The sequence below is a fragment of the Streptomyces sp. S465 genome (assembly GCF_026898115.1).
Taxonomy (GTDB): domain Bacteria; phylum Actinomycetota; class Actinomycetes; order Streptomycetales; family Streptomycetaceae; genus Streptomyces; species Streptomyces luomodiensis.
This window is the reverse complement of the sequence record NZ_CP114036.1, coordinates 8,693,722-8,712,561: the sequence shown is the minus strand read 5'-3', so window position 1 is coordinate 8,712,561 and position 18,840 is coordinate 8,693,722. Positions and strand designations below refer to the sequence as shown.

General features: G+C 73.2%; 20 protein-coding genes and 1 riboswitch. Of the genes, 11 read left to right on the top strand and 9 right to left on the bottom strand.

Features of this window, described 5'->3' with window-relative positions:
- From N6H00_RS36730 to N6H00_RS36710, 5 genes are all read left to right on the top strand, one after another.
- A complete protein-coding gene (locus tag N6H00_RS36730; RefSeq protein WP_268976196.1) occupies positions 1 to 1,032 on the top strand; it encodes an LLM class flavin-dependent oxidoreductase in 1,032 nt (343 codons plus the stop codon).
- On the top strand, positions 1,029 to 2,663 hold the full coding sequence (locus N6H00_RS36725; RefSeq protein ID WP_268976195.1) for an AMP-binding protein: 1,635 nt from the start codon (positions 1,029 to 1,031) through the stop codon (positions 2,661 to 2,663). Before N6H00_RS36730 ends, N6H00_RS36725 begins: the two co-directional genes overlap by 4 nt.
- Complete coding sequence (locus N6H00_RS36720) at positions 2,656 to 3,606, top strand: pyruvate carboxyltransferase (protein ID WP_268976194.1); 951 nt, start codon at positions 2,656 to 2,658, stop codon at positions 3,604 to 3,606. Before N6H00_RS36725 ends, N6H00_RS36720 begins: the two co-directional genes overlap by 8 nt.
- Positions 3,603 to 3,833: an FAD-binding protein gene (locus tag N6H00_RS36715; protein WP_268976193.1), complete on the top strand. Its 231-nt coding sequence runs from the start codon at positions 3,603 to 3,605 to the stop codon at positions 3,831 to 3,833. Before N6H00_RS36720 ends, N6H00_RS36715 begins: the two co-directional genes overlap by 4 nt.
- Before the next feature lie 137 nt (positions 3,834 to 3,970).
- Entirely contained in the window at positions 3,971 to 4,477 is a 507-nt protein-coding gene (locus N6H00_RS36710) for a hypothetical protein (protein ID WP_268976192.1), read from the top strand.
- A 45-nt stretch (positions 4,478 to 4,522) separates the two neighbouring features.
- On the opposite strand, the gene N6H00_RS36705 is transcribed toward N6H00_RS36710, so the two are convergent.
- Together N6H00_RS36705 and N6H00_RS36700 are read right to left on the bottom strand one after the other, a co-directional pair.
- Positions 4,523 to 5,641, bottom strand: coding sequence for a HoxN/HupN/NixA family nickel/cobalt transporter (locus tag N6H00_RS36705; RefSeq protein WP_268976191.1), 1,119 nt, complete (start codon positions 5,639 to 5,641; stop codon positions 4,523 to 4,525).
- A riboswitch (cobalamin riboswitch) is annotated at positions 5,640 to 5,841 on the bottom strand. Its footprint overlaps the gene before it by 2 nt.
- 75 nt (positions 5,842 to 5,916) lie before the next feature.
- On the bottom strand, positions 5,917 to 7,416 hold the full coding sequence (locus N6H00_RS36700; protein WP_268976190.1) for a PepSY-associated TM helix domain-containing protein: 1,500 nt from the start codon (positions 7,414 to 7,416) through the stop codon (positions 5,917 to 5,919).
- Between the two features lie 252 nt (positions 7,417 to 7,668).
- On the opposite strand from N6H00_RS36700, the gene N6H00_RS36695 reads away from it, so the two are divergent.
- A complete protein-coding gene (locus N6H00_RS36695) occupies positions 7,669 to 8,421 on the top strand; it encodes a PE-PGRS family protein (protein ID WP_268976189.1) in 753 nt (250 codons plus the stop codon).
- Between the two features lie 213 nt (positions 8,422 to 8,634).
- Here N6H00_RS36695 and N6H00_RS36690 read toward each other — a convergent pair whose 3' ends face one another.
- Positions 8,635 to 8,859 carry a zf-HC2 domain-containing protein gene (locus N6H00_RS36690; RefSeq protein ID WP_268976188.1) on the bottom strand — a complete coding sequence of 75 codons (225 nt, stop codon included), beginning with the start codon at positions 8,857 to 8,859 and terminating at the stop codon, positions 8,635 to 8,637.
- Between the two features lie 49 nt (positions 8,860 to 8,908).
- Between N6H00_RS36690 and N6H00_RS36685 the strand changes: the two genes are divergently transcribed.
- Positions 8,909 to 9,535 carry a sigma-70 family RNA polymerase sigma factor gene (locus N6H00_RS36685; protein WP_268976187.1) on the top strand — a complete coding sequence of 209 codons (627 nt, stop codon included), beginning with the start codon at positions 8,909 to 8,911 and terminating at the stop codon, positions 9,533 to 9,535.
- Between the two features lie 333 nt (positions 9,536 to 9,868).
- Positions 9,869 to 10,087, top strand: a complete 219-nt coding sequence (locus N6H00_RS36680; protein ID WP_268976186.1) for a hypothetical protein — start codon at positions 9,869 to 9,871, stop codon at positions 10,085 to 10,087.
- Positions 10,088 to 10,152: 65 nt separating this feature from the next.
- Here N6H00_RS36680 and N6H00_RS36675 read toward each other — a convergent pair whose 3' ends face one another.
- From N6H00_RS36675 to N6H00_RS36665, 3 genes are read right to left on the bottom strand one after another with little or no spacing between them, the layout of a single operon-like run.
- Complete coding sequence (locus N6H00_RS36675; RefSeq protein WP_268976185.1) at positions 10,153 to 10,677, bottom strand: copper chaperone PCu(A)C; 525 nt, start codon at positions 10,675 to 10,677, stop codon at positions 10,153 to 10,155.
- Positions 10,674 to 13,061, bottom strand: a complete 2,388-nt coding sequence (locus tag N6H00_RS36670; RefSeq protein ID WP_268976184.1) for a heavy metal translocating P-type ATPase — start codon at positions 13,059 to 13,061, stop codon at positions 10,674 to 10,676. Before N6H00_RS36670 ends, N6H00_RS36675 begins: the two co-directional genes overlap by 4 nt.
- Positions 13,061 to 13,348, bottom strand: a complete 288-nt coding sequence (locus tag N6H00_RS36665; protein ID WP_268976183.1) for a hypothetical protein — start codon at positions 13,346 to 13,348, stop codon at positions 13,061 to 13,063. The genes N6H00_RS36670 and N6H00_RS36665 overlap by 1 nt, the downstream gene beginning before the upstream one ends.
- A gap of 271 nt (positions 13,349 to 13,619) precedes the next feature.
- Between N6H00_RS36665 and N6H00_RS36660 the strand changes: the two genes are divergently transcribed.
- Positions 13,620 to 14,900: an MDR family MFS transporter gene (locus tag N6H00_RS36660; protein ID WP_268976182.1), complete on the top strand. Its 1,281-nt coding sequence runs from the start codon at positions 13,620 to 13,622 to the stop codon at positions 14,898 to 14,900.
- A gap of 59 nt (positions 14,901 to 14,959) precedes the next feature.
- On the opposite strand, the gene N6H00_RS36655 is transcribed toward N6H00_RS36660, so the two are convergent.
- Positions 14,960 to 16,129, bottom strand: a complete 1,170-nt coding sequence (locus tag N6H00_RS36655) for an MFS transporter (RefSeq protein WP_268976181.1) — start codon at positions 16,127 to 16,129, stop codon at positions 14,960 to 14,962.
- A 208-nt stretch (positions 16,130 to 16,337) separates the two neighbouring features.
- Between N6H00_RS36655 and N6H00_RS36650 the strand changes: the two genes are divergently transcribed.
- Entirely contained in the window at positions 16,338 to 16,973 is a 636-nt protein-coding gene (locus tag N6H00_RS36650) for a CGNR zinc finger domain-containing protein (protein WP_268976180.1), read from the top strand.
- A 39-nt stretch (positions 16,974 to 17,012) separates the two neighbouring features.
- Here the strand turns inward: N6H00_RS36650 and N6H00_RS36645 are convergent, their stop codons facing one another.
- The gene (locus tag N6H00_RS36645; RefSeq protein WP_268976179.1) at positions 17,013 to 17,510 is read right to left on the bottom strand and encodes a MarR family transcriptional regulator; all 498 of its coding nucleotides are present in this window, start codon (positions 17,508 to 17,510) and stop codon (positions 17,013 to 17,015) included.
- Positions 17,511 to 17,592: 82 nt separating this feature from the next.
- Between N6H00_RS36645 and N6H00_RS36640 the strand changes: the two genes are divergently transcribed.
- Complete coding sequence (locus tag N6H00_RS36640) at positions 17,593 to 18,537, top strand: amidohydrolase family protein (RefSeq protein ID WP_268977258.1); 945 nt, start codon at positions 17,593 to 17,595, stop codon at positions 18,535 to 18,537.
- Here N6H00_RS36640 and N6H00_RS36635 read toward each other — a convergent pair.
- On the bottom strand, positions 18,527 to 18,742 hold the full coding sequence (locus N6H00_RS36635) for a hypothetical protein (RefSeq protein WP_268976178.1): 216 nt from the start codon (positions 18,740 to 18,742) through the stop codon (positions 18,527 to 18,529). The two genes, N6H00_RS36640 and N6H00_RS36635, sit on opposite strands and share 11 nt — an antisense overlap.
- Between the last annotated feature and the right edge of the window lie 98 nt (positions 18,743 to 18,840).

Genomic DNA, 18,840 nt, shown 5'->3' with positions numbered 1-18,840 from the left:
ATGGTCGACTTCTTCACCGGGCTACAGCCCCTCCAGGCCGACGAGACCGACCCCGATCAGCTCATCGCGAGGATCCAGGAACTGGATCGCTCCGAGGTGATCGACCGGGTCCTGGTCGGCTACTCCGCCACCTGGCCGCACAACCACGCCACCGCGCCGTTCGCGCTCGCGCTGTCGCGGAAGTTCTCGCCCATCGTCGCGCACCGGCCCGGGGTGATGCCGCCGGTCGCCGCCGCGCGCTACTTCGCCACCCTCGACGTGCTGGCCCGCGGCCGGCTCGCCGTCAACGTGGTCGTCGGCGGCTCCGAGAAGGACCTGCGCCGCGAGTCGGACCACCTGGCCAAGGGCGAACGCTACCGGCGGGCGATCGAGTACCTCGACGTCGTCCGCCGTACCTGGACCGAAACCGCGCCCTTCGACCACCACGGCGAGTACTACACGGCCGAGGCGGTGAAGATCCAGACCAAGCCGGTCCAGGGTCAGGTCCCGATCTTCATGGGCGGGGAGAGCGACGACGCCGTGGACTTCGGCGCCCGCCACGCCGACCTCTACATGCTGTGGGGCGAGCCGTTCGCCGGTACGAAGGAACGCATCGACCGGGTCACCGCCGCCGCCGAGCGCTACGGCCGCCGGATGCGGTTCTCCCTGAGCCTGCGGCTGTTCGTCGGCGACACCGACGACGACGCCTGGGCCCAGGCCCGCTCGGTGGAACGGCGGATCGCCGAGGCCGCCGGCACCCCGGCCTTCCTGCGCTCGTCCTCCACCGACACCTCCGTCGGGCGGGAACGCGCGCTCGCGCTCATCTCCGAGGAGCTGCACGACGACTGCTTCTGGACCGGCCTGACCAAGCTGCTGGGCGGATTCGCCAACTCCCAGGCGCTGGTCGGCACCGAGGAGCGCATCCTGGACACCCTGGGCAGGTACCGGGACCTCGGGGTCGACACGTTCCTCGTGACGACCGGCGCCGAAGCGGCGTGGGACCCGGCCCTGGAAGGCTTCCTGGCCCGAGCCAAGAAGGAGTTGCGCGCATGACCGGGGACAACGCGCGGAGCCCGCACGTCCCGGGCTTCGACGATCTCGCCGACGGGACGGTCGGCGGACTCATCGCCGCCCGCGCGGCGGCGCACCCGGACAGGACCGCGCTCGTCTTCCACGACACCGCACTGACCTACGGCGCGCTCGACGCGGCGGTGACCGAGGTGGCGCGCGGCCTGGTCGCTCTGGGCGGCACCCCGGGCAGCTCGGTCGGCATCTTCCTGCCCAACCGGCCCGAATACCTGCTCACCTGGCTCGGCGCGGCCCGCGCCGGTCTCGTCGAGGTACCGGTCAACACCGCCTACAAGGGCTCGTTCCTCGACCACGCGCTCCGCAGCACCGACGTACGCGTCCTGGTCACCGAAGCGGCCCTGCTGGAGCTCGTCGCCGAGCTGCCGGAACCACCGGAAACCCTGAAGTCCGTGATCCTGCTCGACGACGCGGCGCCCCGCCGCGCCCCGCGCGGGGTCGACGTGCGGACGTGGCGCGAACTGCTCGCGGCCGGCGGCCCGGAGACCGGGCTCCCCCAGGTCGCGCCGGACCACCCGGCCGCCATCATGCTCACCTCCGGCACCACCGGGCGCAGCAAGGGGGTCGTGCAGCCGCATCTGATGGCCCTGGTCGGCGGGCGCGAGTGCGCGCGGCAGATGGGCACCACGCCCGAGGACCGGCTCTACACCTGTCTGCCGCTGTTCCACGGCGCGGCCCAGATCAACATCTCGCTGCACTGTTTCTACGCCGGTGCCACCCTGGTGCTCGGCCGCAGGTTCAGCGCCAGCGGGTTCTGGGACGAGGTCCGGGCGCACCGGGTCACCCAGTTCAACGCGCTCGGCTCCATCCTGCCGATGCTCCTCGCCCAGCCGCCCTCGGACCGCGACCGGGACCACTACGTCACCAAGCTGTTCGCCGCGCCCGCCCCGCCGCAGGTGCTGCACCCCTTCGAGGAGCGGTTCGGGGTGCACATCGTCGAGGGGTACGGGCTCACCGAGATCAAGAACGTGCTCTACAACCCGCTCCACGCCCGCAAGATCGGCTCGATCGGACTGCCGACCGAATCGTCCATCCTGGAGGTCCACGACGAATCCGGCCACCGTGCCGCCCCCGGCCAGGCCGGGGAGATCGTCTACCGGCCCCGGCTGCCGCACATCATGTTCTCCGGCTACCACCGGAATCCGGCCGCGACCCTCGCGACCATGCGAGACCTGTGGTGGCACACCGGGGACCTCGGCTACACCGACGAGGACGGGTACTTCTACTTCATCGACCGCAAGAAGGACGCCCTGCGCCGCCGCGGCGAGAACATCTCCTCCCACGAGGTGGAGTCGGTCCTGCTCGCCCATCCCGGCGTGGTGGCCGCCGCGGCGGTCGCGGCGCCTTCCGAACTGGGCGAGGACGAGGTGCTCGCCGTGCTCCAGCTCGCACCCGGTCAGCGCCTGGACTTCGAGGAGCTGTTCGCGCACTGCGACCGGTCCATGCCGCACTTCATGGTCCCGCGCTACTACCGCGTCCTGGATGAACTGCCCACCACCCCGACCGGCAAGGTGCGCAAGAGCGACCTGCGCCTCCAGGGCGCGACGGACGCCTGGGACTCGTACGCCGCCGGGCTCAAGCCGACCCGACATGCCTGAGGAACCCACCGTGCCCCAGCCCGATGTGCGCATCCGCGAGATCGCGCCACGCCTGACCTTCCAGAACCACCCGGTCCCCACCGAGGTGAAGACCGAGCTGGTGCGACGGCTCCTCGACGCCGGTGTCCGCTCGTTCGAGCTGTCCTCGTTCGTCCGGCCCGACCTGGTGCCGGGTCTCGCCGACGCCGCGGAGGTGTTCGCCCGGGTCCCCCGGGTTCCCGGTCTCACCCTGGGCGCTTGCGTCGGCAACACGCGCGGTCTCGCCCGCGCGGCCGACGCCGGCGCCGACACGGCGTCCTTCCTCCTCTCGGTGGACGAGGGATTCGCCCGTGCCAACATCGGCCGGTCCACCGCCGACTCCCTCGCCGAACTCGAGCGCATGGCGGCGTTCGCCGCCGACCGCGACCTGGTGCTCGACACCTACCTCATCTTCGCCTGGGGCGGGCCCACCGGCCCCGCCCGCGGCGCCGCGGACCTCGAACCGCTGGCCCGGCGGCTCCTCGACATCGGGGTGGACCGCTGGATCCTCGCGGATTCCGTCGGCTACGCCGCGCCACCCCAGATCCGCGAACTCGTCACCGCCGCGCTCGCCCACGTGCCCGCCGACCACCTCACCGTGCAGATCCACGACGGACGCGGCATGGGTCTCGCAGCCCTGCTCCCCCTTCTCGACCTCGGCGTCCGCGCCATCGACACCTCACTGGCCGGCAGCGGCGGCCATCCCGCCATGCCCGGCTCCCAGGGCGGCGGCGTGTGCACCGAGGACGCGGTGCAGCTGCTGGAGCTGGCCGGAGTGTCCACCGGAATCGACCTGTCCCGGCTCATCGACACCGCCAACTGGCTGACCGACGAGGTCGGCATCCCCGGCAAGGGGTTCGTCCGGCACACCGGCCCGGTGCCGGCCGCCGGCCGGCCGGCGGAGCCACTGGCCTTCGCCTGGTGAAGCCGAAGGGCGAACCGGGCCGGCTCCGCACGCACGGCCACGGCCCCTTCCGCGGGGCCGCCGCACATCAAGCTGATGACGACGGGGTACCGGTGCCCGGTCTGTACGCGGCCGGCGAAGCCACCGGCGGGCTGTTCCACGGCGACTGTCCCCGGGGCGCCGCCCTCATGCGCGCCGCCGTGTTCGGCCGCGCGGCCGGGCGGACCGCCGCGGCCGAAGCCCGGTGACCCCACTCGGCAGCCGGCCGGCGCATCGTCCTTCCCGGATGGTGCGCCGGCCGTTGTCGGGTCGGGTCGAACCGTGCGGCTCTTGCGCTCGTCCCCCCACGGCGGTAATTCCGTGCGCAGGGAGGGAAGGAGACCTCATGGATCAAGGACTCGCGGCCTTGTTCGCCGGGTTGGTGGCCCTGCTGGGTGCCCTCATCGGCGGCGGTTTCTCGGCACGGGCGGCGCGGATCGGCGGCGAGAAGACCGTTCAGGCCGCACGCCAGCAGGTGGAGGACCAGGCGCGGGTGGAGTCCAAGCGATGGCTCCTCCAGGCCCGGCATGACGCCTATCAGGTCATCCTGAGCGCCACCGACGCGTACACGGACGCCCTCATCCAGCCGACGACGACGGCGGAGGCGGCAGAGGCGGCGCGGCAACGGTTCCGCTCGGCTCGGCTGCGGGTCGATGTGGTGGGTCCCGCGACGGTCCGAACCGCTGCCGACGAGTTGTCGCTGACCTGCGTCCAGGTGCATCGTGTCCTCGAGGAAGGGGAGCCGGTGGAGTCCTGGATGGCTCAGGAGATCGAGGAACGCCACCGCGCGTTCGTCAAGGCCGTCACCGCCGTGTACGCGTGGGAGCCCGACGCGATGGGCGAGATTCCGTGACGCCGGGACATGTGCCGGGCGCCGGGCACATGGAGGAGGCTGGGGTCAGCCGCCGTCGGCGCGCGCGGTACGGACGGCCCAGCGCTGTTCGACCTTGGCCAGCCGCCAGTAGGCCAGCGCCGCGGCCCACACCACCACGAACAGACCGACGATGATGAAGCCCACGTTGTCCAGGTTCAGCGCCGAGATCCAGCCGGTGACGGCGTCCCGCAGTTCGAGCTTGTCGTGCAGGACGCTGATCAGCTCGATGGTGCCGATGAGGAAGGCGACCGCGATGGACAGACCCGTGATGGCGAGGTTGTAGAAGACCTTGCGGACCGGGTTGGCGAACGCCCACTGGTAGGCGACGTTCATGAAGGTGCCGTCGAGGGTGTCGAACAGGCTCATCCCGGCGGCGAAGAGCAGCGGCAGGCACAGGATGGCGTACCAGGGCAGCCCGGCGGCCGCGCCGCTTCCGGCCATCACCATCAGGGCCACCTCGGTGGCGGTGTCGAAGCCGAGCCCGAAGAGGAAGCCGAGCGGGAACATCTGCCCCGGCCGGGTGATGGACTTGGTGAAGCGGCCCAGGACGCGGTTCATGAAGCCACGGGCGTCCAGATGTGCTTCCAGTTCCGTCTCGTCGTACTGTCCGGCGCGCATCGCCTTGAAGACGCGCAGGATGCCCAGCAGGGCCACCAGGTTGAGCGCGGCGATGAGGTAGAGGAAGGCGCCGGAGACCGTGGTGCCGACGGCGCCGAGCACCTGGTGGGTCCCGGAGTCCTCGTTGACCAGGGTGCCGGCCAGTTGGGCCCCGCCGGCCACCAGCGCGGCCAGGGCGACCACCACACCGGAGTGGCCGAGCGCGAACCAGAAGCCGACGGACACCGGCCGCTTGCCGTCCGCCATCAGCTTGCGGGTGGTGTTGTCGATGGCGGCGATGTGGTCGGCGTCGAAGGCGTGCCGCATGCCCAGGGTGTACGCGGTGATGCCCAGGCCGACGCCGAACGTCTTGGCGCCGACCTCGTAGTGACGGGGCGCCACGACCAGGAAGAGCAGACCGAAGGCGACGGCGTGCAGGATGAGTATCACCGCCAGCAGCCCGGCGGTCCGGACGGTGTCCTCGCGCCGCCATCGCGATGGGGTGGGCAGGGTCATGCGATCACGCTCCAGCACCTCGTGGATCATCTCGTGAGATGCCGTGGCCGGTCTCCTGGCTGACGGGTCGCCGCGCCCGCCCCTGCCTTCCCGGCCGCCATGGGCGACCAGTGGCTCCGCGGCACGGTCCGACCGACCGCGGAACGGGACGGGAACTCCCCGATCACAGTGGCGAGGGCCGCTCCGGTTTCGCACCGGTCTTCCCGTACACCACGGCCCGCCAACTGTAGGGCCGGCCGGGCAAAAGCGGCAAGCCGGGAGGGGGCCCGGTCCGGCGGGCCGCGGACGGCCGCCCCGTGGCCGGCTCAGGCGCCGGCCGCGCCGGTCCGTTTCCCACGCCGGTCGGCCAGGCGGCCGAGCGCGATGTCGATGACCAGGAAGGCGGCCAGCGGAATGCCGAGCAGCGGCAGGTAGTAGCCGAGCACCCCGATCGCGACGACCAGCGAGGCCAGGACGTACGACGGCACCTGACGCCAGGCGCCACGCGCGATGGGGCGGCCGAAGGCACCGGCCCGGCCGCGCTGCCACCACATCCGGTAGCCCCATACGATCAGGAAGACCAGGGCGAGCGCGAGGACGGCCAGGGCGATCTGGTTGGGCAGCCCGAACAGGCTCCCCATATGGGCGTCGATGCCCCAGCGGGAGAGCTTGGCCAGCAGCGGATAGTCCTCGAACCGCACCACATCGGTGACCTGACCGGTCGCCGGGTCGACGGCGGCCGCGTCCTGCTTCTCCGGCCAGCTGCGCTGGATCTGGCTGACGGTGTACGCGGTGCCGGGCCCGGCGGGCGGGACGATCTCCACCGGGTTGTCCAGGCCCTCGGCGCGGGCGGCCTTGAGGACGGCGTCGAAGCCGACATCGGCGGACGAGCCGCCGGGTCCTCCCGACCCGCCCATGTCCATGCCCTCCATGCCGTCCATGGAGCCGTGTCCGGCGTGTTCGCCGCCGACGGCGGAGCTGACGGCCGGCGTGGCCTGGCCGAGGGCGGCGCGCAGGTCGGTGACGTTCGCGCCCGCGTAGGTGGACCACGTCAGACCGGTCGCGGACAGGAAGAACAGCCCCAGCGCCGCCCAGACGCCGACCGAGCCGTGAAAGGACATCGCCCTTCTGCGCCCCGTGGCGGAGCGGTCCGGGAACGCGGTCGCGCGCAGCTTCCGCTTCACCGGGCCCGTGCGGCGGCGGGCGAGCCACAGCACCAGCCCGCCACCGGTGATCACCCACAGCCAGCTGGCGGCGAGTTCGCTGTAGAGCCGGCCGGTGTCGCCGAGGTGCAGATTGCGGTGCAGGTCGTCGATCCATGTGCGCAGCGGCAGCGCACCGCTGGTTCCGTACTGCTCCAGCGCGCCGCGCACCTCACCGGTGTACGGGTTCACGAAGACGGCCAGTGTGTGTTCGGGGTCGACGCCCTTGACGCCGGAGAGCAGCACCCGGGTCGTCGCGCCCGCCTCCGGCGAGGGGCGGATCGCGCTGATCTCGCCCTCGGGGTGGGCCTTGCGGGCGGCGGCGATCTGCTGGGACAGGGGCAGTTCGCTCGTACCGGCCGGGACCCGGAGCTCATGGTCGTAGACGATGTTCTCGGCCTGGGTGGAGGCCGCGTACAACAGCCCGGTCACGGCGGCGACGAGCAGGAAGGGCGCGACGAGGACGCCCGCGTAGAAGTGCAGTCGCAGGACCAGCGGGCGCAGGCCCGACCAGCCGCGCGGGCCGCCGCCCAAGTCCGCTGTCCGGGGCGCGGCGCCGGGCGGCGGCGCGTCCGGCGGCGGTGTTCCGTCCTCGGTGTCGGGGACAACGGGCTCGGCGGACATGGGAACTCCTGGGTCGGGGCCGGTGACCGGTCGGCCGGAGCCGTACCGGTCCAGTAGTCGGGCCTCCGGAGACAGGAGTTCCGGAGCGGTGGCGTGACGCGCACCACGGAGTGTGGTCGAACGGGTGGCCGACGGGAACCTCTCGTGCGGGAGCCGGCCGAAAGTGTGTCCGTCGCGCACCTCGTACGGCACCCGGCCGTCCGGCGTTCCCGCCCCGCTGAGACGATGAGCGGCGTCATGGATGCGGGGCGGATGCTCAGAACGGTGCGGGCCGCGGTGTTCGCGGTGGTCTGCGTGCTGCTCGCGGCCCTGGGACACGTGGTGACATCGGGTGTCCGGGTGCCCTTGCCGACCCTGCTGGGCGCCTTGGCGGCCGCGGTCGCCGGTGCGTGGTGTTGTGCCGGCCGTGAGCGCGGCCCGGTGGCGGTGGGGTTGCTCACCGTGGGCACACAGGCGGCGCTGCACACCGCGTTCTCGTTCGGCCAGGCTCTGGACGGCGGCAGTGGCTCCGGGCCGTCGCTGTCCCGGCGCTGGGCCGACCTCCTGCTGTGCGGACCGGGGCGTGCCCCGCTTGCCGAGGGCGACGCCGCGCGGGTGGTCCGGGACGCCGGGCTGGGCGGACTGCTCCGGGACGCGGCCCCCGCCATGGCGGAACACGGGCACGCCGGCGGTGGGATGACGGCCGGTCATATGGCCATGACGGTGCCGTCCATGGCGCACGACGGCATGCACGGAACCATGTCCGGCATGCTCGCCGCACACCTTCTGGTCGCCGTCCTGAGCGCGTGGTGGCTGTGGGGCGGCGAGCGCGCGGCCTTCCAGTTGGCGCGCGCGGCGGCCATCCGGTTGTTCGCCCCGCTGCTCGTCGTCTTCGGCGTCGTCATTCCCGACGTCCTGCCGTCCGCCCGTGTCACACGGGAGAAGCCGCGCCGCGCCGCACGGGAACTCCTGCTCGCCAACGCCATTTCCCTGCGGGGTCCGCCGCCGGTGCCCGCTGTCCGCTGACAGCCGGTCCGTTCCCCACCGGGGCGCGCCCGGGTGCGCCATCGCACCGCCGAGGCTGCCGCGCCCTGGTCACTCATTGTGCCGGTGCCGTGCGACACGGTGACCGGATCATACGAAGGACTCCCGATGATGTTTCCTGTCCGGATGCCGAGGCCATCGGTGCCCGATCCCGTATTCCCCTCCGTGCGGCGCCCATGGCAGCGCGCCGGAGCTTCAGAACGGCCGGCGCGGCCGTCCCGCTGTTCCTCCGCCGTGGGTGGTGTCCGCCTCCGTCAGTCGCGCGATGTGCTCGGTGAGCCGCTGGGCCCGGGTCTCCCACAGCCGGCAGGCGGCACACGCCTCGAGGTGGGCCGCCACCTGTTCCTCGGTGACCCCCGGCGGCAGCTCCTCACCGTCGAGACGGGCGGAGAGGGCGGTTCGGATCCGCGAGCACGACATGTCCCCATCCTCTCCGACGCGAGTGGTGGCCGGTGCGGGGAGGTGCGGGATGCGTGACGACGCCGCCGTGACGTCATGGGCACTCGCGGCCCGTGCCGGTGACCCGGTCGCCGTGGAGGAGTTCGTCCGCGCCACCCGCCCGGACGTCCGCCGCTATGTGGCGCACCTGAGCGGTGACCCGCAGGCGGTGGACGATCTGGTGCAGGACACCTATCTGCGCGCGCTGCGCAGCCTCCCCGGATTCCAGGGGAGGTCGTCGGCGCGTACCTGGCTGCTGGTGATCGCGCGCAGAGTGGTGGCCGACCGGATCCGGCGGCTGGCGGCCCGCCCCAGGGTCGCCGCGACCGACGACTGGCAGGCGGCCGCGGAACGGAGTCAGCCGCGCGGTGTACCGGGCTTCGACGAGAGCGTCGCCCTCGGCGAACTGCTCGCCGCGCTGCCCAGGGCCCGGCGGGAGGCGTTCGTGCTCACCCAGCTGCTGGGGCTGACCTACCCGGAGGCCGCCGCCGTGGCGCGTTGCCCCGTCGGCACGATCCGCTCCCGCGTGGCCAGGGCCCGGGAAACCCTGATCACTCAGCTCACCGCCGAGGAGGGTGAACCAGCCGGCCCGGAGCCGGCGGCGGCGGCCCGGATCGGCGCTCCCCGGGTACCGGCCACGGCCGGGGCCATGGTCTGACGCCGGTTCGGTGACGGACACCCGGGTGCGGTGGAGGCGGCGCGACCGCTCGCCCGCCACCGCACCCGGGCCGGCCGTTCTTCCTGAGGTTCCCGCACGTATGGTGGTCCCCTCGCTTATAAGGGGTCCCTCACTTATGGGGTCCTTCACTTATGGGCCCCTGCTTATGGTGGGCCCCTCAGGAAGTCGTTCGCCCGTCCCTTTCAGTTCCCCCGCGCGATCCGTTTCCTTCTTTTCCGTCAAAAGGGTTTCGGGGCGCCGCTGATCGGGGCACGACCGGATCAGCGGCCGCTGTCCCCTCTCCTGTCATTCCGAAAATCGAGGTGGTGCACTGTGCGGGAAATCGAGGCGCAGCCCCTGGCCACGTTCTGCGGCAATTGCGACTGCGGTTGTCCCCAGCTCTTCGTCGACACCGGCGCGGAGCCGGAGCGGCGCGTCCGGATCACGGACGACTTCGGCCAGCGGGTGCAGATGAGCGAGGAACAGTTCCGGGACCTGGTGGCGCAGGCCAAATCCGGCGCCCTCGACCAACTGCCGCTCGCCGCGCGCTGACGCGAGGCGCATGCCCCGGTCCGAGCGCACGGCGAGCGGCGCGGCGCTGTGGCGGTACGCCCCGGTCACCCGCCGGGGCGTACCGCCAGCGCCCGGGTGGTGACCGCGGGGCTGTCGCGGAAGCGCAGCGTGAAGGTGAGCCGGTCCCCCGGAGAGATCTGGGGCGGCGGTTCGATCATCACATCCACGGTGTCCGCGGTCATGCGGAGAGTCCCGCCCGCCGGCACGGTGACGGCGGAGATCATGCGCATACCGCGTGCCCCCTTGCCGGTCACGACGGACCGGCTCAGCATGGCGCGCTGTCCGGCCGGTGCGGTGACGCCGATCAGCCGGTCGTCGCTGCCGCCGCTGTTGACGATGGTGAAGAACGCGGCCGTGGCCTCGGGATTCTGCGGTACGAAGACGCGTCCGTCGCGGACGCTCAGGGCGGCGGGGGTGCCCGCCCTGCCCGCGGTGGTCCACGCGACGAGGGTGCCGAGGGTCAGCAGTCCGGCCAGCAGCGGGACCGCGGCGGCACGCAACGGCCACCAGGGCGTACGGCCCGTCTCGGGCGCCGGGGCCCGGGTGCCGTCAGCGGATCGGGGGATCACGACGAGGTCTCCCATCGGGTCGCGGTGCGGGCCCGCCCGGAGCGGCGGCCGAAGGCGCGTGGCCGGGACGGGTTCCAGGCGCGCAGGCGCAGGCTGTTGCCCACGACCAGCAGCGAACTGGCCGACATGGCCGCGGCCGCGACCATCGGGTTGAGCCGGCCGACGGCGGCCAGCGGGAGGGTGACGAAGTTGTAGCCGAAGGCCCACACCAGGTTGGCGCGAATGGTGGCGAGGGTGTGCCGGGCCAGGCGCACGGCGTCGGGAAGGGCTTGGATGTCCTCGCGGACGAGTGTGACGTCGGCGGCGCCGATGGCGGCGTCGGCCCCTCCGCCCATGGCGATGCCCAGGTCGGCGGCGGCCAGCGCGGCGGCGTCGTTGACGCCGTCGCCGACGACCGCCACCCGGCTGCCGTGCTTCCGGAAGGTGGCGACCAGCGCGGCCTTGTCCTCGGGCAGCGCCTCGGCGTGGATCTCGGTGATGCCCAGCTGTCCGGCGATGGCCCGCGCGGTCGCCTCCCGGTCCCCGGTGGCCAGGACGGGCCGCAGCCCCAGCCGGCGCAGATGCTCGACCGCGCGGTAGGCGTCGGAACGCGGGGTGTCGCCCACGGAGATGACCGCCCGGGGGACATCGGCCACGCGGACCAGCACCGCGGTGTGGCCGGCCATCTCGGCGGCGCGGACCGCCTCCCGCAGGTCATCGGGGAGCCCGTGCAGCTCTCCGGGCCGCGTCACGGCCACTTCCTCGCCGTCCACCAGGGCGCTCACCCCGGAGCCGGGGACGGCGGCGAAGCGGACCGGCCGTGGCAGCGGTCCGTTCCCCTGGCGGCGGGCGTGGGTGACGAGGGCGCGGGCCAGCGGATGTTCGGACCCCTGCTCGACGGCGGCCGCCAGGCGCAGCACCTCGGCCGCGTCGGCGTCGGTACCGGCGGCTGCGGTGACGGCGACGACGCTCATCCGGCCGGTGGTGAGGGTTCCGGTCTTGTCCAGGACCACGGTGTCGACCTTCCGCAGACGCTCCAGCGCCTCGACCCCGCTGACCAGGATGCCGAGCCGCGCCCCGCGTCCCGTGGCGGCCAGCAGCGCGGTGGGGGTGGCCAGGCCCAGCGCGCAGGGGCAGGCGACGACCAGGACGGCGACCGCCGCGGTGATCGCGGCCTGCGGATCGGCCCCGGCACCGAGCCAGAAGCCGAGCACCGTGACGGAGACGGACAGCACGGCGGGGACGAAGACGGCGGCGACGGAGTCGGCGAGCCGCTGGATGGCCGCCTTACCGGTCTGGGCGTCCTCCACCAGCCGGGTGATCCGGGCGAGTTGGGTGTCGGCGCCCACGGCGTCGGCCCGTACCTCCAGCAGGCCGCCGGAGTTCACCGCGCCGCCGATCACCGCCGAACCGGGCCCGACCTCGACCGGGTGGCTCTCCCCGGTGACCAGGGAGAGGTCCAGGGCGGAGCCGCCCTCGACGACGGTGCCGTCGGTGGCCACCCGTTCTCCCGGCCGGACCAGGAACACCTCGCCGACCGCCAGCTCGGCCGCCGGCACCCGGCACTCCCCACCGCCGCGCCGCACCGCCACGTCCTTCGCGGCGAGTTCCGCCAGGGAGCGCAGCGCGGACCCCGTACCCCGGCGGGCCCTGGCCTCCAGCCGCCGCCCCGCCAGGACGAACAGCGGCACACCGACGGCCGCTTCCAGATACACATGGGCCACCCCGCCGCTCGCGGAGGGCAGCAGCGTCAGCGGCATGGTCATGCCCGGCAGGCCCGCTCCCCCCAGGAACAGGGCGTACGCGGACCAGGCGAAGGACGCCGTGACGCCGAGGGAGACCAGGGTGTCCATCGTCGCCGTGCCGTGCCGCAGCCCGCGCAGCGCGCGGCGGTGGAAGGGCCACGCTCCCCAGACGGCGACCTGCGCGGCCAGGACGAAGCACAGCCACTGCCAGTTGCGGAACTGCCACGCGGGCACCATCGACAGCACCAGCACCGGGACGGCCAGCAGCGCGGTGATCACCAGCCGGTCTCGCTCCTGACGCTCACTCATCTCTTCGCTCCCGGGCCGCCCGTCGTCCGGAGCCCGGCCCGGCGCCGGGCGCGCGGTCCGCGGTGTCCCGCCGGAACCGGCGGTGGGTTCGGCAGGCCGTGCCGGGTATCCGGCGGCCTCGACCACGGTCACGAGCGCCTCGACGGACACCGAGGCCGGGTGGGCGACCTTGGCGCGGCCGGTGGCGAGGTTCACCGTGGCGTGGACCCCTTCGAGGCGGCCGAGTCGCTTCTCGACCCGGCCCACACACGCGGCACACGTCATGCCGTCCACCACCAGGACGGTGGACACCGGGTCTTCCGGAGCGGCGGGGGCGGCCGTGGAAGAGGTGGGAGAGGGCCGACGTGCCATCACCGGCTCCCGCTCCGCCCGGCGCCCGCGGCGGGAGCCCCCATGTCGTGCGTGCCGTGCGGGTCACCCATGTCGCCGTGCTCGGCGGGCCCGCTGTGCCCCTGCCCGCCACCGCCCGCGGGACGCATCCCGGGAGCCACCGGACCGGCGAGCCCGCCCACCGCGTAGGCCAGCGCGAACAGCAGGGCCAGCAGCGCGAGGAAACCCGCGACCGGCCCTGCGGGCCGCAGTCGTTCGCCGATGGGGAGAGGTTCGGGCCGGACCCGGCCGGCCGGGGGAGAAATCATCGCCGCTCCACTGTGGGAAAAACTGTGGGAAAAAGGAAAACGCCAAGCAGGAAAAGCGCCGGGAATTCGCGTACGGCTGATCGCCGCGGCATGCGAAGCGCCCGGGGACGGACCACGGTATAGCCATGCGGGCGTGCGGAATTTCCCGCCCCTGGCCCCGGAACTACCGTGCGTTCCGTGGCGACTTCCTCAAAAGGACCGGGCTTTCGGCACCGAGACCGAGCCCTTACCGCGTCTTACCGCACCGCGCCTTGCTGCGTACGATGAGCAGATGCATGTCCTGCGCAATAGGCCGGTCCGCCGAGCCGCCCGGACGTCGTCCACGTCCCCACGCGAGCGCACCTGGGCGCGCCTGTCCCCGCTTCTCCGGCTGCTGATCCTGACGCAACTCGCGTTCAACATCGGCTTCTTCGCCGTCCTGCCCTTCCTCGCCGAGCACCTCGGCACCGCGATCGGCATGGCGGGCTGGCTGGTCGGATTCGTCCTCGGGCTGCGGACCTTCAGCCAGCAGGGTCTGTTCGTGGTCGGCGGCTGGCTGGTGGACCGCCACGGTGTGCGCCCGGTCGTGCTGGCGGGCTGTGCCGCCCGGATCGCGGGTTTCGCCTGGCTCGGCTACGCGGAGCGGACCTGGGCGGTGATCGGGGCGGTGCTGCTGATCGGCTTCGCCGCCGCGCTGTTCTCCCCCGCGGTGGAGTCGGAGGTGGCCCGGCAGGCCGTGGCCTGGGAGCGGGAGGGCCATGGCGCACGCACCCGGGTGCTGGCCCTGTTCACCGCCTGCGGCCAGGCGGGTACGTTCATCGGTCCGCTGCTCGGCGGGCTGTTGCTCACCGTGGACTTCCGCGCCGCGTGCCTCGCCGGGGCCGGGGTCTTCCTGCTCGTCCTCACCGGGCACGCGTGGCTGATGCCGCGGCACATCCCCGGCCGGGTCCCGGTCCGGGAGCGGGGCGGGGTCCGTGTGCTGCTGCGCAACCGCCGGTTCCTCGCCCTGTGCTGCGCGTACGGCAGCTATCTGCTCGCGTACAACCAGCTCTACCTGGCCCTGCCGGACGAGGTGGAGCGGGCGGCGGGCTCCCAGGTGCCGCTGTCCTGGCTGTTCGCCCTGTCCTCGCTGCTGGTCGTGTGCGCCCAGCTCCCGGTCACCCGCTGGGCGGGCGACCGGCTCGACCTGCGCCGCTCGATGACCGCGGGGCTGCTGCTCATCGCGGCGGGTTTCGCGGTCGTGGCCGCCGCCCGCCCCGCCGCCTGGACGGGCACCGTCGGGCTGCTGCCCGCCGCGGGCTACGTCGTCCTGCTCACCCTCGGCCAGATGCTGGTCGTCCCGGCTGCCCGCGCCTGGGTGCCCGATCTGGCCGAGGACACCCGGCTCGGCCTCTACACCGGCGCGCTGTCCTCCGTCTCCGGTCTGATCGTCCTCATCGGCAGTTCGGCCACGGGCTCCCTGCTCGACCTGGGCCTCCCGGCCACCGTCCGCTGGCTGGTCCTCGCCGCCGTCCCGGCCCTCGCGGTGACGCTGCTGCCCCGCCGGCCGGCCTCCCCCGGACCCACGGGCTGACCCAGGGGCTCATGAGGGCCGCCCGAGGAGACCGAGGCCGGTCGTTCGCGGTCGCGGTTTCACGGTGCGAGACGGTGGCGGTCGAGGCCGCCCGCCCGGCCCAGGAGGACGATCGCGGCGAGGAGTACGGCCAGGAAACCGGCGAACCACAGCGTCGCCGTCGTCGGGTCGGTCAACTGGGCGGCGACACCGAGTCCGAGGGAGGTGACGACCAGGCCGGTGTAGGCGGCGAGGAAGAAGGCCGTGAGCGCTTCGGCGCGGGCGCCCGCCGGAGCGGCGTGCGCGACCAGCGCGACGGCCGCCTTGAACAGAGTGCCGGCTCCGGCGCCGGCGACGATGCCGCCGGCGATGAACAGGGCGGCGTCCGCACGGACCATGCCCACGGCGACCGCGGCGCATCCGGCGGCCTCCGCGGCGACACCGACGCCCCGGCGGGCCGTGGGCCGCAGGGCGCCGGCCAGGATCTGCCCGAGCACGGCGGCCGCGAAGACGGCGAACACCGTGGCGCCCGCGACGGCCGGGGAGTCCTGGTGCAGGGTGCTCGCGATGAACCCGGGCGCCAGGGAGGTGAAGAGCCCGAACACCGCCAGCGCCGCGCAGACGCACGCGACCGCCAGGCAGAAGACGGCGGCGCCGGCGTGCGGACTCACCCGTTGCAGGCGGTACGGCACCGGCACATCAGGGCGGTCGACCGTCTCCGGGAGGGCCATGACGGCGGCGGCGCCGACGGCCAGGAGCACCGCGAAGACGCCGTACGGGAGCCGGACCGGGGCCGGGGCGTACGCGGCGAGCAGTCCGGCGGCCAGTGGCCCCACGCCGAGGCCGCCGACGTTGGCCGCGGTGGACACGGTCTCGAAGCGGCCCGGCCCGGCCCCGGGCCGGGCCCGTGCGTGCAGGTCCTGGAGGTAGGCGGTGGCGGTCGGGGTGGCCATGCCCACGGCGAGCCCGGTGACGAACCGGGCCAGGAGCAGGCCCGACAGCGCGGGCCAGACGGCGAAGAGGACCGCCGCGGCCAGTTCGCACATCAGCGCCGTGGCCAGGACCGGGCGCCGGCCGGTGCGGTCGGAGAGGTGGCCGGCCAGCACCAGTCCGGCGGCCACGCCGATCGCGTACACCGCGAACACCACGGTCACGGTGAACGCACCGAAGCCGTCGCGCTCCTCGTACAGCGGATACAGCGGCGTCGGCACGGTCGAGAACGCGGTGACGACGGTGAAGACCGCCGCCACGGCCCAGAACGCCGTCCGGTGCCGCCCGGGGCGAGCGGGAGCCGCCGGCACGGCTGGGGAAGGACGGCCCGGCGAAGGACGGCCAGGCGCTTCCCCAGGACGGCTGGGGGCTGGGTTCAAGTGGTTCATGTGAACCAGCTAAGACGGTTCGAAGGAGGGAAGTCAAACGGTGGCCCTGCAGGGACCGGAGGGCGTATCATGAACCACCATGACCGGTTCTCCCGCTGCACGAAGCACCTCGTCCCCGGCCGCCGCGCGGCACCACGGGGAATTCCGCCTCGGCAACGAGATCCTCGCGTTCCGCTTCGTCGCCACGCTCAGCGAGCGGCGCGGCGATCCCGTGGAACGGATCGCCGTCCCGGAGCAGCTCGGCGCATGGCTCGCCGTCAACGGGCTCGGCGACGCGGACATGCCGGTCTCCGAGGCCCTCCTGCGCGACGCTCGCGAACTGCGTGAGGCCATCCACCGGACCGGCACCGCCATCGCCGCCGGCGACGTGCCGGACCCGGCGGACGAGGATCTGCTCAACCGCTGGACCGCGCGTCACCGGGCACGCCTCTTCCTCACCGGCGGGCGGGCTCGGTGGCGGCTGCCGGAGGCCGATCCCGCGCGCGCCGCGCTCGCCATCGTCGCCCTGGACGCCGTCGCCACGCTCGGCGGCGATGGCGACGGCGTCGTCAAGCGCTGTGAGCAACGCACCTGCGGAGGGCTCTTCGTGGACACCAGCCGTGGTCGGAGGCGGCGGTGGTGCTCCATGTCGACCTGCGGCAACAAGAGGAAGAAGGCCAATCTCAAGGCGGCCAGGGACGGCGCCGCCACCGGGCACGGCGGCACGGCGAACTGACACCGCCCCTCCAGCGTCGGCCACTCCGCCACGCGGGGCTCAGCGGTCCCGGTCGGTGATGGCCCCGGCCAGCCGGCGCAGCTGCGCGGCGAGCTGGAGGCGCTCCTCGGGCGTGAACCGGGACAGCGCGCGGGCCTGGCGCTCACGCAGCTCGGTGCGCATGGCCGCGAGCCGGCGGGCACCGTGTTCGGTGAGGCGGACCAGGACCTGGCGCTCGTCCTCGGGTGACCGCCGCCGGGTCACCACCTCCTTGGCTTCGAGCTGCTTGAGCATCCGGGTCGCGGTGGGGACGCTGACCTCGGCGGACGCGGCGAGCCTGCTGACCGGCAGGCCGGCCCCCGCCCCCTCCCCGGCCAGGAGGTCGAGCAGGGCCAGCTGCGCCAGCGACAGTCCGTCCACGGCCTGGCCCGCGGTCGCGGCCCGGGAGCGGCGCATGGCGTAGAAGAGCTGGTCGGCGGCCTGGGCCAGTTCCTCAACCCCGGCTTCGGGGGCCGGTGCGGGGCTCTCGTCGAAGGGGCGGTTGCCGGTCTCTCGCATAGCTGTTAGCTTACTCAACGTAATAGTTAGCAAGCTAATCTCTAGGGAGGCAAACACCATGGCGGACACCATGACAAACACCATGGACTCCCCCGCACGCATCGACGTTCACCAGCACATCGTTCCGCCCGTCTGGGCGAAGGCCCTGGACGCGCGCGGCCTGGACTCCGGCGGCTGGGCCATCCCCGCCTGGAGCCCTCGGGGCGCGATCGCGATGATGGACCAGCAGGGCATCGCCACCGGGGTGCTGTCCGTCACCGCGCCCGGTGTCCACCTCGACAGCGACCAGGACGGCCGCGCCCTGGCCCGCGCCGTCAACGAGTACGGCGCCGAGGTCGTCAAGGACCGCCCCGACCGCTTCGGCCACTTCGCCAGCGTCCCGCTGCCCGACCTCGACGGCGCGGTGGCCGAGGCCGTCCACGCGCTGGACACCCTGGGTGCCGACGGCGTGGTGCTGATGTCCAACGCGCATGGCCGCTACCTCGGCGACCCCCACTTCGAACCGCTGTGGGCCGAACTCGACCGCCGCCGGGCCAATGTGTTCGTCCACCCCGCCCAGCCGCCGATGCCGCTGCTGCCCGGCACCCCCGCCCCGCTGGCCGACTACGTCTTCGACACCACCCGCACCGCGCTCAACCTGGTGCTGAGCGGCGTCATGAGCCGGTACCCCGACGTACGGGTGATCCTCTCCCACGGCGGCGGTTTCCTGCCCTACGCCGCCTATCGCTTCTCCGGCCTGACCTCCACCGTCGTCGACCCGGACCGCGGCGCCGAGGACGTGCTGCGCGACCTCAAGCGGTTCTACTTCGACACCGCCCTGTCCGCCAGCCCCAGCGCGCTGCCCGCCCTGCTCACCTTCGCGGAGCCCGGCCACGTCCTCTACGGCAGCGACTGGCCCTTCGCTCCCCAGGACGCGGGCAGCTACTACAACCGCTTCCTGGAGAGCTACCCGGACTTCACCCCCGGCCAGGCCGAGGCGATCGACCGCGCCAGCGCCGAGGCGCTCTTCCCCCGCCTCACCCGCTGACGCCCGCCCGCCGCCCGTCTTCTCCGCCGCCCTCTTCCCGCTCTCCCTGGCTCTGGGCCTGGGCGTCGGTGTTGGGGGTGAGCGCGTCGCCCGACTCGCCGTAGCGGCTGTCCTCCTCGTCGCCGGTCACCCTCGTCTCGGCTTCGGTGATCTCTTCCTCGATCTCCTCGGTCGCCGTCCGGGCGCCCTTCTTCTCTCCGCTCACGGTGTTGTCCTCCCTCGTCTGTCGCCACCGGCCGGGTGCCCGGTCCGGCCGCGGCCCATGCACGGCGGACGCGGAGGGCACACGGCGCCAGGTTTACT